At 74.1% G+C, this 15,567-nt stretch carries 13 protein-coding genes; 4 read left to right on the forward strand and 9 right to left on the reverse strand.

The features are described 5' to 3' along the window. Positions 1 to 14 precede the first annotated feature (14 nt). Genes deoC through AC3RJ9_RS02635 form a run of 3 tightly spaced genes read right to left on the reverse strand, consistent with a single transcriptional unit; the run spans position 15 to position 3,300 of the window. Positions 15 to 704, reverse strand: coding sequence for a deoxyribose-phosphate aldolase (gene deoC / locus AC3RJ9_RS02625; protein WP_036340586.1), 690 nt, complete (start codon positions 702 to 704; stop codon positions 15 to 17). A gap of 20 nt (positions 705 to 724) precedes the next feature. Continuing rightward, positions 725 to 2,455, reverse strand: coding sequence for a phospho-sugar mutase (locus tag AC3RJ9_RS02630; protein ID WP_206495922.1), 1,731 nt, complete (start codon positions 2,453 to 2,455; stop codon positions 725 to 727). Next, positions 2,455 to 3,300 carry a purine-nucleoside phosphorylase gene (locus tag AC3RJ9_RS02635; protein WP_123243888.1) on the reverse strand — a complete coding sequence of 282 codons (846 nt, stop codon included), beginning with the start codon at positions 3,298 to 3,300 and terminating at the stop codon, positions 2,455 to 2,457. The genes AC3RJ9_RS02630 and AC3RJ9_RS02635 overlap by 1 nt, the downstream gene beginning before the upstream one ends. Before the next feature lie 64 nt (positions 3,301 to 3,364). Here AC3RJ9_RS02635 and AC3RJ9_RS02640 point away from each other — a divergent pair, with 64 nt between their 5' ends. After that, positions 3,365 to 4,804, forward strand: a complete 1,440-nt coding sequence (locus AC3RJ9_RS02640; protein ID WP_052520048.1) for an NAD(P)H-quinone dehydrogenase — start codon at positions 3,365 to 3,367, stop codon at positions 4,802 to 4,804. 116 nt (positions 4,805 to 4,920) lie between these two features. Here AC3RJ9_RS02640 and AC3RJ9_RS02645 read toward each other — a convergent pair whose 3' ends face one another. The 6 genes from AC3RJ9_RS02645 to AC3RJ9_RS02670 all read right to left on the reverse strand — a co-directional run bounded on the left by AC3RJ9_RS02645 (position 4,921) and on the right by AC3RJ9_RS02670 (position 12,848). Then, positions 4,921 to 6,366: an MFS transporter gene (locus tag AC3RJ9_RS02645; RefSeq protein WP_123243887.1), complete on the reverse strand. Its 1,446-nt coding sequence runs from the start codon at positions 6,364 to 6,366 to the stop codon at positions 4,921 to 4,923. A 171-nt stretch (positions 6,367 to 6,537) separates the two neighbouring features. Further along, complete coding sequence (locus AC3RJ9_RS02650) at positions 6,538 to 8,394, reverse strand: acetyl/propionyl/methylcrotonyl-CoA carboxylase subunit alpha (RefSeq protein WP_123243886.1); 1,857 nt, start codon at positions 8,392 to 8,394, stop codon at positions 6,538 to 6,540. Positions 8,395 to 8,558: 164 nt separating this feature from the next. Then, positions 8,559 to 9,254, reverse strand: coding sequence for a Maf family protein (locus AC3RJ9_RS02655; protein WP_123243885.1), 696 nt, complete (start codon positions 9,252 to 9,254; stop codon positions 8,559 to 8,561). Beyond that, on the reverse strand, positions 9,251 to 10,939 hold the full coding sequence (locus AC3RJ9_RS02660) for a DUF885 domain-containing protein (RefSeq protein WP_123243884.1): 1,689 nt from the start codon (positions 10,937 to 10,939) through the stop codon (positions 9,251 to 9,253). The genes AC3RJ9_RS02655 and AC3RJ9_RS02660 overlap by 4 nt, the downstream gene beginning before the upstream one ends. A gap of 35 nt (positions 10,940 to 10,974) precedes the next feature. Further along, positions 10,975 to 11,268: a hypothetical protein gene (locus tag AC3RJ9_RS02665; RefSeq protein WP_233569900.1), complete on the reverse strand. Its 294-nt coding sequence runs from the start codon at positions 11,266 to 11,268 to the stop codon at positions 10,975 to 10,977. Then, positions 11,265 to 12,848 (reverse strand): acyl-CoA carboxylase subunit beta, encoded by a 1,584-nt coding sequence (locus AC3RJ9_RS02670; RefSeq protein ID WP_041103546.1) that lies wholly within the window; start codon positions 12,846 to 12,848, stop codon positions 11,265 to 11,267. Before AC3RJ9_RS02670 ends, AC3RJ9_RS02665 begins: the two co-directional genes overlap by 4 nt. Before the next feature lie 189 nt (positions 12,849 to 13,037). On the opposite strand from AC3RJ9_RS02670, the gene AC3RJ9_RS02675 reads away from it, so the two are divergent. From AC3RJ9_RS02675 to AC3RJ9_RS02685, 3 genes are read left to right on the forward strand one after another with little or no spacing between them, the layout of a single operon-like run. Continuing rightward, positions 13,038 to 13,874 (forward strand): biotin--[acetyl-CoA-carboxylase] ligase, encoded by an 837-nt coding sequence (locus AC3RJ9_RS02675; RefSeq protein WP_123243883.1) that lies wholly within the window; start codon positions 13,038 to 13,040, stop codon positions 13,872 to 13,874. A gap of 30 nt (positions 13,875 to 13,904) precedes the next feature. Then, positions 13,905 to 14,432: a PH domain-containing protein gene (locus AC3RJ9_RS02680; protein WP_123243904.1), complete on the forward strand. Its 528-nt coding sequence runs from the start codon at positions 13,905 to 13,907 to the stop codon at positions 14,430 to 14,432. Beyond that, the gene (locus tag AC3RJ9_RS02685) at positions 14,429 to 15,559 is read left to right on the forward strand and encodes an adenylate/guanylate cyclase domain-containing protein (protein ID WP_123243882.1); all 1,131 of its coding nucleotides are present in this window, start codon (positions 14,429 to 14,431) and stop codon (positions 15,557 to 15,559) included. The genes AC3RJ9_RS02680 and AC3RJ9_RS02685 overlap by 4 nt, the downstream gene beginning before the upstream one ends. Positions 15,560 to 15,567 lie beyond the last annotated feature (8 nt).

Below are 15,567 nucleotides of genomic sequence, written 5' to 3' on the forward strand. Positions count from 1 at the left end.
CGAAGTGATGCGAGTCAGTCGGATCCCAGGATAGCAAGCGCGGAGCTGGCCCCGATCCGGGTGGCGCCGGCCTCGATCATCGCCAGGGCGTCCGCGCGGGTGCGCACCCCGCCGGAGGCCTTCACGCCGATGCGCTCGCCCACGGTGCGGCGCATCAGCGCGACGTGCTCGACGGTGGCGCCCGCGGTGGAGAAGCCCGTGGAGGTCTTCACGAAGTCCGCCCCGGCCTCGACCGCGGCCTCGCAGGCCAGGACGATCGCGTCGTCGTCCAGCAGGGCGGTCTCCACGATCACCTTGAGCAGCGCCCCGCCGTCGCCTGCGGGGCCGTCCGCGTGCGCGGCCTCGGCCACGGCGCGGACGTCCGCGACGAGCCGGTCGCGGTCCCCGGCGCGGGCCGCGGCGACGTCGAGGACCATGTCCACCTCGTCCGCGCCGGCGTCGATCGCCTGCCGGGCCTCGAAGGCCTTGACCTCCGAGGCGTTGGCGCCGAGGGGGAAGCCGATCACGGTGCAGGTCAGCACGTCCGAGCCCGCGAGCTCGGCGGCCACCAGCGGCACCCACACGGGGTTGATGCAGACGCTCTTGACCCCGGCCTCGCGGGACTCGGCCACGAGGCGGCGCACGTCCGCCTCCGAGGTGTCGGCCTTCAGGGCGGTCGCGTCGATGTACTTCGCCAGCTCGGCGGTGGTGAGGGAGACGGTCATGTCCGCCAGCCTACCGAGGCTCAGCCGCCCACGAGGGCCGTCACCTCGGCGCGCAGCGCCTCGAGCCGCTCGGCGGCCGCGGCCGGGTCGGCATCCCGGGTGCCGAGGTAGCACTTGAGCTTCGGCTCGGTGCCGGAGGGGCGCACGAGCACGCGGGTGCCGGAGTCGGTGGCGAACAGCAGTGCGTCCGTCGGCGGCAGCCCGTCCCCGCCGGCGGCCAGGTCCCGGCGCACGGTGACCGGTTCCCCCGCGAGCGTGGCCGGCGCCTGCTGACGCAGGGCCGCCATGGTGCGGGCGATCAGGGACAGGTCCGCCACGCGGACCGAGACCTGGGCGCTGGGCATGGCGCCGGTGACCGCGTCGACGTCGGCCAGGGCGTCCATCAGGCCGCGTCCCTGCACCGTGAGGGCGGCGGCCAGCTCCGCGGCCATGAGGGCGGCCGTGATGCCGTCCTTGTCCCGCACCATGTCCGGGTCCACGCAGTAGCCGAGGGCCTCCTCGTAGCCGAAGCCGAGGTCCGGGGCGCGGGAGATCCACTTGAAGCCGGTCAGCGTGACGTGGTGCCTCACCCCGTTCGCCTCCGCCAGGGCGGCCAGCTGCGGGGAGGAGACCACGGAGTTCGCGGCGCTGCGGCCGGCCGCGTGCAGGGCCGGCATCGCGTGCGCGCCCAGCAGCGTCCCGACGGCGTCGCCCGAGAGCATCCGCCACGTGCGGACACCGTGCGCGTCGGTGACGGGCGCGGCCAGGGCCAGGCGGTCGGCGTCGGGGTCGTTGGCGATCACCAGGTCCGCGTCCACCTCGGCGGCCAGGGCGAGGGCGAGGTCCATCGCCCCCGGCTCCTCCGGGTTGGGGAACGCGACCGTGGGGAAGGCCGGGTCCGGGGCGGCCTGCTCGGCCACCACGTGGACGGGGCCGAAGCCGGCGTCCTCGAGCAGGCCCGGGACCACGGCGCCGCCCACCCCGTGCAGGGGCGTGTAGACCACGCGCAGGTCGCGGTGGCCGTGCCGGTCGTCGTCGAGCACGCCGAGGGCCGCCGTGCGGTAGGCCTCCAGCAGGTCCGGCCCGGCCACGGTCCAGCCGTCGTCGGCGAGCGGGATGTCCGCGGCCCATGCCGCGTGGTCGATGCGGGCGGCGATCTGCGCGTCCGCGGGGGAGACGATCTGCGCCCCCCGACCCGCCTCGTCCGTGAGCCGCCCGCCGAGGTAGACCTTGTAGCCGTTGTCCGCGGGCGGGTTGTGGCTGGCGGTGACCATCACGCCCGCGTCCGCGCTGAGATGGCGCACCGCGAAGGCGAGCACCGGCGTCGGCAGCGCCTCTGGCAGCAGGACGGTCTGCACGCCCGCGGCCGTCAGGACGGCGGCCGTGTCCGCGGCGAAGGCGGCCGAACCGCGCCGCGCGTCGTACCCGACGACGGCCAGCGGCGGGGCCGCGTCCCGCCCGACGCCGTCCCACAGGTGGGCGGCCAGACCCGCCGCGGTGCGGCGCACCACGAGCCGGTTCATGCGGGACTCGCCCGGGCCCTCCTCGGCGCGCAGGCCGGCGGTGCCGAAGGCGAGCGGCCCGGCGAAGCGGTCGGCGAGCGCCGCCCGGGCGGCCGCGGCCTCCGGGCCGACGCCGGCGGCCGCGTCGAGCTCGGCGCGCAGGGTGTCCCGGTGCGCGGGGTCGGGGTCCTCCGCCGCCCACCGCTCAGCCCGGGCGAGGACGTCCTCCGGGAGCGCGGCGACGTCGTCGTGCGGGGGATGCGCGGGCATCAGAGCCGCCCCACGATGTCCGCGAGCAGACGCGCGATGCGCGGGCCGGCGGCCTGGCCGGCCTCGACGACCTCGGCGTGGGACAGCGGCGTCTCCGAGATGCCGGCGCCGAGGTTGGTCACCAGCGAGATGCCGAACACCTCCAGCCCGGCGTGACGGGCCGCGATCGCGTCCAGTGCCGTGGACATGCCGACGAGGTCGCCGCCGAGGGTGCGCGCCATCCGCACCTCGGCGGGGGTCTCGTACTGCGGGCCGGCGAACTGGACGTACACGCCCTCGCGCAGGGACGGGTCCACCTCACGGGCGATCGCGCGCAGCCGCGGGGAGTAGAGGTCGGTCAGGTCCACGAACGTGGCGCCGACGAGCGGGGTGGCGCCGGTGAGGTTGATGTGGTCCGCGATCAGGACGGGGGTGCCCGGGGCGATCTCCGGGTCCAGCCCGCCACAGCCGTTGGTCAGCACCACGGTGCGCGCCCCGGCGGCGGCGGCGGTGCGGACGGTGTGCGCCACGGCCTGGGCGTCGCGGGACTCGTAGAAGTGCGTGCGCGAGCCGAAGACGAGGGCGTGCGTGCCGTCCGGCAGTCGGACCGAGCGGATCACCGCGTTGTGGCCGGGCACCTTCGGGGCGTGGAAGCCGGGCACCTCGGCCAGCGGCACGGCGGCGACCTCGTCGCCGATCAGGCCGGCGGCCTCGCCCCAGCCGGAGCCGAGGACGACGGCGACGCGGTGCTCCGCCACGCCCGTCGCCCGGGCGATGGTGTCGGCGGCCGCGCGGGCCTCGGCGAAGCCCGGATGGTCGCCGGTCACGGGGGAGTCGGGGGAGGGGATGCTGGTCTGGTCGGTCACGTCGTGGAGTCTAGGCGGTGTCCCGTGAGCGCGGGCTAGGACTTTCCCGTCCGCGGCGGACACAATGGAGCCCGTGAGCGAGGAAAACAGCACCTTCATCCCGTCCCTGACCATCATCGGCGGCGGCCCCGGCGGCTACGAGGCCGCCATGGTGGCCGCGAAGCTGGGCGCCCGCGTGACCCTGGTCGAGCGCCAGGGGCTGGGCGGCGCGGCCGTCCTCACGGACGTGGTCCCCTCCAAGACGCTGATCGCCGCCGCCGACTCGATGCGCCGCGTGGGCGCCTCCGTGGACCTGGGCGTCGACCTCGGTGGGGCCGACGTCCACGCGGACATGGGCCGGGTCGGCCACCGCATCCTGAACCTGGCCCACGAGCAGTCCTCGGACATCCGCGCGGGCCTCGAGCGGGTCGGCGTCCGGGTGATCGACGGCGTGGGCCGCGTCGTCGGCCCCCACGAGGTGTCCGTCCGCGCCCTCGACGACGCCGACGCCGGCGCCGAGCCCGAGATCATCACCTCGGACGCGATCCTCGTGGCCGTCGGCGCGAGCCCCCGCGAGCTGCCCACCGCCGTCCCGGACGGCGAGCGGATCTTCAACTGGAAGCAGGTCTACAACCTCAAGGAGCTTCCCGAGCACCTGATCGTCGTGGGCTCCGGCGTCACCGGCGCCGAGTTCGCCTCGGCCTACAACCGCCTCGGCGCCAAGGTCACCCTCGTCTCCTCGCGCGACCGCGTGCTCCCCGGGGAGGACGCCGACGCCGCCGAGCTGCTCGAGAAGGTCTTCGAGGGCAACGGCCTCAGGGTGGTCTCCCGCTCCCGGGCCGAGTCCGTCGAGCGGACCGAGACCGGCGTGCGCGTGCACCTCTCCGGCGAGGGCGCCGAGGACACCCCGTCGATCGAGGGCTCCCACGCGCTGGTGGCCGTCGGCGGCGTGCCGAACACGGCGGGCCTCGGCCTCGACGACGTGGGCGTGAAGCTGACCGGCTCCGGCCACGTGCTCGTGGACGGCGTCTCCCGCACGTCCGTGCCGAGCATCTACGCGGCGGGCGACTGCACGGGCAAGCTCGCCCTCGCCTCGGTGGCGGCCATGCAGGGGCGCATCGCCGTCGCCCACCTGCTCGGCGACGCCCTCAAGCCGCTGCGCCCGCACCTGCTGGCCTCGAACATCTTCACCTCGCCGGAGATCGCCACCGTGGGCGTCACGCAGGCGCAGGTGGACTCCGGCCAGTACCAGGCGGACGTGCTGCGCCTGGACTTCCACACCAACCCTCGCGCCAAGATGTCCGGCGCGGAGGAGGGGTTCGTGAAGATCTTCGCGCGCCAGGGCTCCGGCACCGTGATCGGCGGTGTGGTGGTCTCGCCGCGCGCCTCCGAGCTGATCTACGCGCTCGCGCTCGCGGTCACGCACAAGCTGCACGTGGACGACCTCGCGGACACCTTCACCGTGTACCCGTCCATGTCCGGGTCGATCGCGGAGGCGGCCCGCCGCCTGCACGTGCGCATCTGACCCAGAGACGACTTTCGGTCGTGAGATAGGCCCTATCTCACGACCGAAAGCGTCCATTCCCCCGATGTCACGTTCGACAGTGCGGGCGGGGGCCCCGGGCGGGGAACCGGCCGGGGTCAGCGTGCGGCGCGGCGCTCGCGGGCCGAGGTGACGGTGTCGAGGTCCGTGTGGCGGGTCTCGGGGGAGAGGGCCAGCGCGATGACGGTGATCGCCGAGGCGGCGGCCAGGTAGTAGCCGACGTAGGAGACGTCGAACTTCTGCACCAGCCAGGCGGCGATGAACGGGGTCAGCGCGGCGCCGAGGATGGAGGACACGTTGTAGGCGATGCCGGAGCCGGTGTAGCGCGTGTTCGTGGGGAACAGCTCGGGCAGCACCGCGGACATCGGCCCGAAGGTCAGGCCCATGAGCGTCATGCCCGTGGCCAGGAACGCCAGCATCAGCGGCACGTTCAGCTCCGCGCCCACGCCCATGTTCTCCGGCGAGAGCCACAGGCCGAACGAGAGGCCGAACAGCACCATGAGCACCGAGATCACGATCAGGGTGGGGCGGCGGCCGAAGCGGTCAGCCAGCAGGCCGGAGACCGGCACGAACGCCGCGAAGAACAGGATGCCGACCAGCTGCAGCACGAGGAACTCGGCGTAGGGGACACCCAGGAAGCCGTTGGCCGGCTTGCCGATCGCGTAGGAGAGGATCCACGTGGTCATCAGGTAGAAGAGCACGTAGGTGGCGTACATGACGAAGGTGCCCAGGATCAGCTCCCACCAGTTGCGGCGGAACACCTCGCCCAGCGGCGCCTTCACGCGCTGGTCGCGGTCGAGGGCGCGCTGGAAGACCGGGGTCTCCTCGAGCTTGACGCGGACGTAGAGGCCCACGGCCACCATCACGATCGAGAGCAGGAACGGCACGCGCCACACCCACGTGAGGAACGGGCCGTCGAGCACCGGGCTCGTCGAGTCGTGGCTGAAGCCGAGCACGAGTGCGAGGAACAGGCCGTTGGCCAGCAGGAAGCCGATCGGCGCGCCGAGCTGCGGCCACATGGCCGCCTGCGCGCGCTTGCCGTCCTTGGCGTACTCGGTGGCCAGCAGAGCGGCGCCGGACCACTCGCCGCCGAGCCCCAGACCCTGGAAGAAGCGCAGCAGCGTCAGCATGGCCGGCGCCCACAGGCCGATCTGGAAGTACGTGGGCAGCAGGCCGATGAGGAACGTCGCGATGCCCATGGTGAGCAGCGAGCCGATGAGCGTGGTCTTGCGGCCCACGCGATCGCCCAGGTGGCCGAAGACGACGGCGCCCAGCGGCCGGGCGACGAACGCCGCGCCGAAGGTGGCCATGGAGGCCAGCAGGGCCGTGTTGTCGTCGCCGCCCGCGAAGAAGATCAGCGGGAAGACCGAGACGGCGGCCGTGGCGTAGATGTAGAAGTCGTAGAACTCGATCGAGGTGCCGACGAGCGAGGCGATGATGACCCGCGAGCGGGGCACCTCCTCCGCGGTGGCGACCGCGTCCGACGTGACATCGGTGGTGGCGGTGGGGGCGCCCGGGTTCGCGGGCGGGGTGGAGTGGGACATGGTGTCTCCCTGGTATGACGGGCACAGGGGGTCGCGAACGACCACGATGTGAGACGAAGATGCGTGTCAGGTTAAGCCTCGTCGCGCCGATCTGCGAGAGTCATGTCCCCGTCGTCCACCATGTGGAACCAGCCCACGACGCCGGCGCTCCCCGCCGTCGTCGCCGGCGGCTCACTCCGCGTCGGCGATGGTGGCGATCACCGTGCCGGCCGTGACCGTCTGGCCCGGCTCGACCTCGAGCCCGCTGACGACGCCCGCGCGGTGGGCCGCGAGCGGCTGCTCCATCTTCATGGCCTCCACGACCACGATCAGGTCGCCCTCGGCCACGGTCTGGCCGTTCTCGGCGGCGACCTTCACCACGGTGCCCTGCATCGGGGCGGTCAGCGCGTCCGTGCTGACGGCCGCGGCCACCGGTGCACCGCGCTTGCCGCGGGGTCGGCGTCGTCCCGCACCGGCCCGCTGGGCGGCGCCGGAGATCGTGTGCAGGGCCTCGCCCCACGTGGGCAGGGTGACGTCCACGCGCTTGCCGTTGACCTCTACGGTCACGGTGTGGCGCGCCTCGCGGGGGGCCGGCTCGGCCGGGGTGAGGGCGCTCGGCTCGATGCGGTTCGCGAACTCCGTCTCGATCCACCGGGTGTGCACCGAGAACGGCTCCTCCGAGCCGGCGATCTCGGGGGCGAAGGCGGGGTCGCGCACCACGGCGCGGTGGAAGGGCAGTACCGAGGGCATGCCGACGATCTCGGCCTCGCGCAGGGCGCGAGCGGCACGCTGCAGGGCCTGGCGGCGGTCCGCGCCGGTGACGATCAGCTTGGCGACCATGGAGTCGAAGGCCCCGGAGACGGTCTCGCCCTCCACCACGCCGGCGTCCACGCGGACGCCGGGGCCGCTGGGCATGCGGAACGTGGTGAGCCGGCCGGGGGCGGGCAGGAAGTTGCGGCCCGGGTCCTCGCCGTTGAGGCGGAACTCGATCGAGTGGCCGCGGGGCTGCGGGTCCGTGTAGCCGAGGGCCTCGCCGCGGGCCAGGCGGAACTGCTCGCGCACGAGGTCGATGCCGGTGATCTCCTCGGAGACCGGGTGCTCCACCTGCAGGCGAGTGTTCACCTCGAGGAAGGAGATGGTGCCGTCCTGGCCCACGAGGAACTCGCACGTGCCCGCGCCGACGTAGCCGGCCTCCTGCAGGATCGCCTTGGAGGACTCCACGAGGCGGGCGTTCTGCTCGTCCGTGAGGAACGGCGCCGGGGCCTCCTCCACGAGCTTCTGGTTGCGGCGCTGCAGCGAGCAGTCGCGGGTGGAGATCACGACGACGTCGCCGTGCACGTCCGCCAGGCACTGCGTCTCCACGTGGCGCGGCTTGTCCAGGAACCGCTCCACGAAGCACTCGCCCCGGCCGAACGCGGCCACGGCCTCACGGACCGCGGACTCGTAGAACTCGGGGATCTCCTCGCGCGTGCGGGCCACCTTGATGCCGCGGCCACCGCCGCCGTAGGCCGCCTTGATGGCCACCGGCAGGCCGAACTCGTCCGCGAACGCGACGACCTCCTCCGTGCCGGTCACGGGGGAGGTGGTGCCCGGCGCCAGCGGGGCGCCGACCTTGGTGGCCAGCTGGCGGGCCGAGACCTTGTCGCCCAGCCGGTCGATCGCCTCGGCGGGCGGGCCGATCCACACGAGGCCGGCGTCGGCCACGGCGCGCGCGAAATCCGCGTTCTCGGAGAGGAAGCCGTAGCCGGGGTGCACGGCGTCCGCGCCCGCGCGCTCGGCGGCGTCGAGGATCTTGCCGATCACCAGATAGGAGTCGGCGGCGGTCTCCCCGCCGAGGGCCACGGCCTCGTCCGCGAGCGTCACGTGCAGGGCGTCCCGGTCCGGCTCGGCGTAGACGGCCACGGAGGTCAGCCCCTCGTCCTGGCAGGCCCGGATGATGCGCACGGCGATCTCGCCGCGGTTGGCGATCAGCACCCGGGAGAACCGGCGCTCCGCCGCGGGGTCGACGGGCGGGACGACCGAGGCCTGCGGTGCGTCGGCGATGCTCATGGGCGATGGACTCCTCGGACGATCACGACTGGGGGTGCGGGCGCCACGTCCGGGGTCGTGCCCCTCACCCGCTGGGGCGAAGGGCGCGGGACGGCGCCGACTCTGACCAGCACCCTACTCGTTGTGGCGGAACCCTCCGAGGCGCGGGGCCCGGACGCGCCGGATCAGCGCTGCGCGTTGGAGGGTTCCCACAACCGGGTGAAGTCCTGGCCCAGGGCCGCCGCGGCCCGCCGCAGCCACGCCACGGACAGCCCGATCACCGCGTTGGGGTCCCCGTCCACGCCGTCCACGAGGGCCGCGCCCGCGCCGTCCACCGTGAACGCGCCCGCGCAGTGCAGCGGCTCGCCCGTGGCCACGTAGGCCTGGATCTCGGCCTCGGTGACGGCGCCGAAGCGCACGACGGCGGACACCACGCCCGCCTCCGCGGCCATCCCGGACCCGACCCCGGGCTCCGGCAGCACCAGGCCCAGCCAGTGGCCCGAATGCAGCACGCCCTCCCGGCCGGCCTGGGCGCGCCAGCGCTCGACGGCGACCTCGGGGTCGTAGGGCTTGCCGTGGGCGCGGCCGTCGAACTCGAACACGGAGTCGCAGCCGAGCACGAGCGTGGGGGCCTCGACGCCGGAGGCCGCCACCCGGGCGGCCACGTCGCGGCCCTTGGCCTCCGCCAGCAGGCCCGCCAGCTCCGCTGGCGACGGGTCGCCCGCCGCCGCGCCCACGGCCGCCTCGTCCACCCCCGAGACGACGACGCGGAACGGCACCCGCGCCCGGGTCAGGACCTCCGCTCGGCCGGGGGAGGCCGAGCCGAGCACCAGTCGCAGGCCCGTGCCGGGGTCGGCCGCGCCGTCGTCGTGCGGGATCACGCGAGCGCCTCCCGCAGGGTGTCCAGGCCCATGCCGCCCAGGCGCAGGGCCCGGGTGTGGAAGGCCTTGAGGTCGAAGTCGGCGCCCTCGGCCTGCTCGTGCTCGGCGCGGATCTGCTCCCAGATGCGCTGGCCCACCTTGTACGCCGGCGCCTGCCCCGGCCAGCCGAGGTAGCGCGTGAACTCGAAGCGGCGCTGGCCCTCGGAGATCCTCAGGTGCTTGGTCAGGAACGCGTAGCCCTTCTCCGGGGTCCACGCGCCGCCGCCCTCGGACTCGGGGGCGTCGAAGCCGCAGTGGTAGCCGATGTCGAACACCACGCGGGCCGCGCGCATGCGCTGCATGTCCAGCATGCCGAGGTGGTCGCCCGGGTCGTCGAGGAAGCCGAGCTCCTCCATGAGCTTCTCCGCGTACAGCGCCCAGCCCTCGCCGTGGCCGGACGTCCAGCAGAAGCTGCGGCGCCACAGGTTGAGGTTCTCCCGGTTCATCATGGCGGTGGCGATCTGCAGGTGATGGCCCGGCACGCCCTCGTGGTAGACCGTGGTGGTCTCCGCCCACGTGGTGAACTCGTCCTCGCCCGGGGGCACGGACCACCACATGCGGCCGGGCCGGGAGAAGTCGTCCGAGGGGCCGGTGTAGTAGATGCCGCCCTCCTGGGTGGGGGCGATCATGCACTCGAGCCGGTCCATCGGGGCCGGGATCTCGAAGTGCTCCTTCATGGCCTCGACCGCGTCGTCGGAGAGCCGCTGCATCCATGTGCGCAGGGCCTCGGTGCCCTTCAGGGTGCGCTCCGGGTCCGCGTCCAGGATCGCGCGCGCCTCCTCGATCGTGGCGCCCGGCCGGATGCGCTCGGCGTCCGCCTGCTGCGCGGCGATGATGCGGGCCAGCTCCTCCTGGCCCCAGCGGTAGGTCTCCTCGAGGTCGATCTCGGCGCCGAGGAAGACGCGGGAGGCCAGCCGGTAGTACTCGATCCCGACGCCGTCCGCCTCCGGGGCGTGCGGGCGCAGCTCGGCCTCGAGCGTGTCCGCGAAGTCGCGGTAGGCCTGCGCGGCGGCGTCCGCGCCGGAGCGGATGCGGGCGGCCAGGGCGTCGTCCACGACGTCGGCTGCCTCGGCCCGCTCGACCAGGCCCGGGAAGAACCCGCCCGCGGCGCCGTGGGCGCGGGCCTGCTCCACCACAATGTCCACCTGGCGCACCGCAGCCACGTGGCCGGCGTCGCGGGAGGCGAGCAGGGACTCCGTGTAGCCGCGCAGGGCGGCCGGCAGGTTCTCGAGGCGGCCGGCGATGTGGCCCCACTGCTCCGCGGTGTCCGTGGGCATGAGATCGAAGACCGCGCGGATGCCCTGGGCGGGGGAGGCGATGTTGTTCAGCTCGGTGCGGCCGGTCGCGTGGATCTCCCGCTCGAGGCCGATGCGCTCCTGCATGGCCGCCTTCGTGACGCGGTCCGTCTCGTCCTGCGGCTCGAGCGCGGCCAAGTCCTCGAGCAGGCGGGCGTTGAGCTCGTCGTCGGCGCGGGCGCCGGCGGGGGAGAAGTCCGTGTACTCGGTCTCCCGGCCGGGGAAGCCGAGCTCGGTGGCGGTGTCCGGATGCAGGGCGAGGAGGTCGGTCACGTAGCGCTCGGCGAGCGCGTCGATGGCGGACGGGGTGCGGGCGCCGTCGGCGGCGGCCTCGGAGGTGTGCTGGGTCATACCGGCACTCTAGGCGCTGGCGCCCGCCTCCCGGCTCACTGCGGGCCCGCGCCCTGACGCCACTGGCCGCGGCCGGGCCGTGCCCACAGGCCCAGGTCGCCGCGACGGCGGAGCGTGCGGTCCAGGGGACGGGGGTCGGCGGCCGCGGCGGCGAGCCGGGCGGCTTCGGCCCGGGCCGCGGCGGCCGCCTCGAGGACGGCGGCCAGCGCCGCCATCTCCTCCGGCTCCAACTCCGGGCCGCTGAGCTGCAGCGGGTCGGCCGACGCCGGCGTGGCCTGCGTGGACGCGTCGTTCTCGTCCGGGGCGCCCGGACCCAGCGGGGCGCTCACAGCGGCATGTTCCCGTGCTTCTTGGCGGGGCGGGCCTCGCGCTTGTGCAGGGTGGCGCGCAGGGCGCGGATGAGCTGGCCGCGGGTGGCGTGCGGGGGCACCACGGCGTCCACGTAGCCCAGCTCGGCGGCCTGGTACGGGTTGAGCAGCTCGGCCTCGTAGTCGGCCACGATCTCGGCCCGGCGCGCGTCGACGTCGCCGCCCGCCTCCGCCGTCGCCTTCAGGTCGCGCCGGTACAGGATGTTCACGGCGCCCTGGGCGCCCATCACGCCGATCTGCGCGCTCGGCCAGGCCAGGTTCAGGTCCGCGCCGAGCTTCTTGGAGCCCATCACGATGTACGCGCCGCCGAAGGCCTTGCGCGTGATCACGGTCAGCTTCGGCACGGTGGCCTCGGCGTAGGCGTAGATCAGCTTGGCGCCGCGGCGGATGATGCCGTTGAACTCCTGGTCCGTGCCGGGCAGGAACCCGGGCACGTCCACGAGGGTGATGATCGGGATGTTGAACGCGTCGCAGAAGCGCACGAACCGCGCGGCCTTCTCCGAGGCGGCGATGTCCAGGGTGCCGGCGAACTGCATCGGTTGGTTCGCGACGACGCCCACGCTCATGCCGTCCAGGCGCGCCAGGCCGGTGATCACGTTGGGCGCGTACAGCTCCTGCAGCTGCAGCAGGTGGCCCTCGTCCACGATCGAGGCGATGACCTCGAGCATGTCGTAGGGCTGGTTGGCGGAGTCCGGGACGATCTCGTCCAGGGCGAGGTCCTCGTCCGTGGGCTCCGGGTCCGCGGCCTCGAAGGTCGGGGCCTCCGCGAGGTTGTTGGAGGGCAGCAGCTCGAGCAGCTCCTGCACGTAGGCGATCGCGTCCTCCTCCGAGGAGGCCATGTAGTGGGCGGTGCCGGAGGTGGCGTTGTGCGAGCGGGCGCCGCCGAGGGTCTCCATGTCCACGTCCTCGCCCGTGACGGTCTTGATCACGTCCGGGCCGGTGATGAACATGTGCGAGGTCTGGTCCACCATCACCACGACGTCCGTCAGCGCCGGCGAATAGGCCGCGCCGCCGGCGGAGGGGCCCATGATCAGCGAGATCTGCGGGATCATGCCCGAGGCCAGGACGTTGTTCCGGAAGATGTCCGCGAACTGGGCGAGGGAGGCCACGCCCTCCTGGATGCGCGCGCCGCCGCCGTCGAGGATGCCGATCACGGGGCAGCCGTTGCGCGCGGCGAACTCCTGGACCTTCACGATCTTCTGTCCGTTGCGCTCGGACAGCGAGCCGCCGAACACGGTGAAGTCCTGGGAGTAGACGGCCACCTGGCGCCCGTCCACGGTGCCGAAGCCGGACACCAGGCCATCGCCGGCCGGGTGCTTGGCGTCCATGCCGAACGCGGTGGTGCGGTGCACGGCCAGCGCGTCCAGCTCCACGAAGGAGCCCTCGTCCAGGAGGAGGTCGATCCGCTCGCGCGCGGTGTGCTTGCCGCGAGCGTGCTGGCGCTCGACGGCGTCCGGGCCGCCGGGCGCGGCCGTCGCCTCGAGCCGCCGATGCAGGTCGGCCAGCCGGCCGGCCGTGGTGGTCAGATCGGGATCGGTCACACGTCCTCCTTGTGGTGGTCCGCCAGATGCGGAGGCTCAGTCGGCCAGTCTACGGGCCGCCGCGGACGCCCTCGGTTGGAGGAAGCCCACAAACGACGAGGACGTCGGCCCGGGCCGCCCCTCCGCGCGCCCCGGGAGCGGATCGGCCCGCCCGGCCCGCCCCCGGGAACGCCGTGTATATCTAGGGGCATGCACCCCGACGACGCCCCCACACCGGATCTGACCTGGCTGGACTCCGCCGGCTCCACGCAGGATGAGCTCCTCGCACGGCTGGACCGCGAGGGACACCGGCACGGTGCGGCCGTGGCCACCGCGGACCAGCGGGCCGGCCGGGGACGGCACTCCCGGGTGTGGAGCGCCGCGCCGGGTGCGGCGCTCGCCCTGTCCGTGTACCTGCGTCCCGAGTCCGGCGGGGTGCCGGTCTCCCCGGCCCACCTGAGCTGGCTCTCGCTCGTCGCCTCCGCCACGGTCGCCGAGCGCCTCGCGGCCCGGGGCGTCCCGACGCACGTGAAGTGGCCGAACGACGTGCTCGCCACCGACGGGCGCAAGCTGTGCGGCGTGCTGGCCACGGTGGCGCTGTCCTCGGACGGCAAGGGGCCCGGCGTCGTCGTCGGGATGGGCGTGAACCTGGACCACCGCGGGGCCGCCCCGGTGGACACCGCCACGGACCTGGCGGAGTGGATCGGCGCGGACGCCGTGCCCGCCCCCCGGGACCTCGCGGTCGAGCTGCGCGACGCCGTCGTGGCGGCCGTGGACCGCTTCGCGGCGGGCGTGGCGGGGCAGACGACGGCCGTCGACGGGCGTCACCCGGCCGTGGCGGCCGTGGCGGACCGGCTCTCCACGCTGGGCCGCGCGGTGCGCGCCGAGCTGCCCGGCGGCGGCGTGCTGGAGGGCACGGCCGTGGGCCTCGGCCCCGGTGGCACCCTGCGCGTGAAGCGCGTCACACCGGACCGTGGCACAATCGAGACCGAGGTCAGTGCGGGGGACGTGGCCCACCTGCGCGGAGACGTCCATCGCGGCGCATGACACACCCGTCCCGGTCAGGAGGTGACCGCCGTGCGACTCGAGCCCGGTGAGCAGGTGATGGTCCGCACCCGCACCCACCCGCGCGCGCTGCTGCGCCCGGCCGCGGTCCTCGTGGCCGTCGCGTTCCTGCTCGGCCTGGCCGTCGGCGTGCTCGCACGCCCCGACCTGCCCGGGCTCGTCGCCGCGAACCGCGCCGTGCTCGAGGCGGCCGCGTGGGTGGTCGCGGCGCTCGTCCTGCTCCCCGGCACCGTCCGCCCGCTGTGGCGCTGGGTCTTCCGGCGCACCGTGCTCACCGACCGCCGCATCCTCCAGGGCGCCGGCGTCGGCGGCTCCGGTGCCGCCATGCCGCTCGTGTCCATCGCCGACGTGCAGCGGCGCCGCCGCGGCTCGGGTGCCGGAGACCTGCACATCCTCTTCCAGGAGCCCGCCCGCCAGGTCCACTGGCGGCTGCGCGACGTCCCCGAGGCCGCGCGCTTCGAGGAGGCCCTGGCCCACCTCACCCGCCAGGCCCGCACCGCAACCTGGCCCGCCCCCGTCCCGACAGGAGGCCTCCGATGAGCCGTCCGGAGACACCGGACACCGCACCGCTGCCGATCGTCCCGCCGGCCGAGGACACGACCGCCCGCGACGCCGAGGCACGGCCCGCCGGCTGGACGAGCGCGATGCGCACGCTCGACGCCGGCTTGGTGGTGGGCCCGCGCGCCTACACCTCACGGGAGGTGGCGCAGCGCCTCGGCGTCTCGATGGCCTCCGCCCGGAAGATCTGGCGTGCGCTGGGCTATCCGACGTCGCCGGAGGGGCACAAGGCCTTCACCGAGGCGGACATCGAGGCGTTCGAGTCCGTGCTCACGCTCGTGCGCTCGGGGACGCTGAACGAGGACACGGCCATCTCGCTGGCGCGCTCGATCGGGCAGATGACGGACCGCATGGTGGTGTGGCAGATCGAGGCGCTCGTGGAGGACAAGATCGCCTCCGAGGACCTGACGGACCCGGAGGCGCGGCGGGCCGTCGTCGACATGCTCCCGGACATGGTCGGACCGCTCGAGAAGGCCATGCGGATCGTCTACCGGCGCCAGCTCAACCGCGCCGTGCAGCGCCTGACCGTGCGCGTGGAGGCCGGGCTGGCGGCCAGCGCCCGGGGCCGCGACGGCTCCGAGTCGGATGCGCCGCTGCCGCTGGCCCGCGCCGTCGGCTTCGCGGACATGGTCTCCTACACGACGCTCTCCCGGACCATGGACGACCGGACGCTGGCCCGCATGGTGCTGCGCTTCGAGTCCCTCGCCGCGGAGACCATCTCGGCCGGCGGCGGCTGGCTCGTGAAGACCATCGGCGACGAGGTCATGTTCAACGCCGAGACCCCCGAGGCCGGCGCCGCGATCGCGCTCTCCCTGGCCGAGACCATCGCCGCGGACGAGGAGCTGCCCTCGGCGCGCGTCGCCCTGACATGGGGACGGGTGCTCTCCCGCATGGGGGACATCTACGGGCCCACCGTGAACCTCGCCGCGCGGCTGACGTCCCTGGCCGATCCGGGTACCGTGCTCGTGGACGCCATGACCGCTGCGGCCCTGTCCCGGGACGAGCGCTTCGTGCTCGTCCCGCAGCCGCCCAGGATCGTCCGCGGGTTCGGAGAGGTCCGCCCCTCCCTGCTCTTGGACGGGTCGGCCCAGACCCTGCTCGCCGACTGATCGAGGAC

Source organism: Micrococcus sp. 63XJN7_6_ISO-PGPR-S23-444 (genome assembly GCF_058072765.1).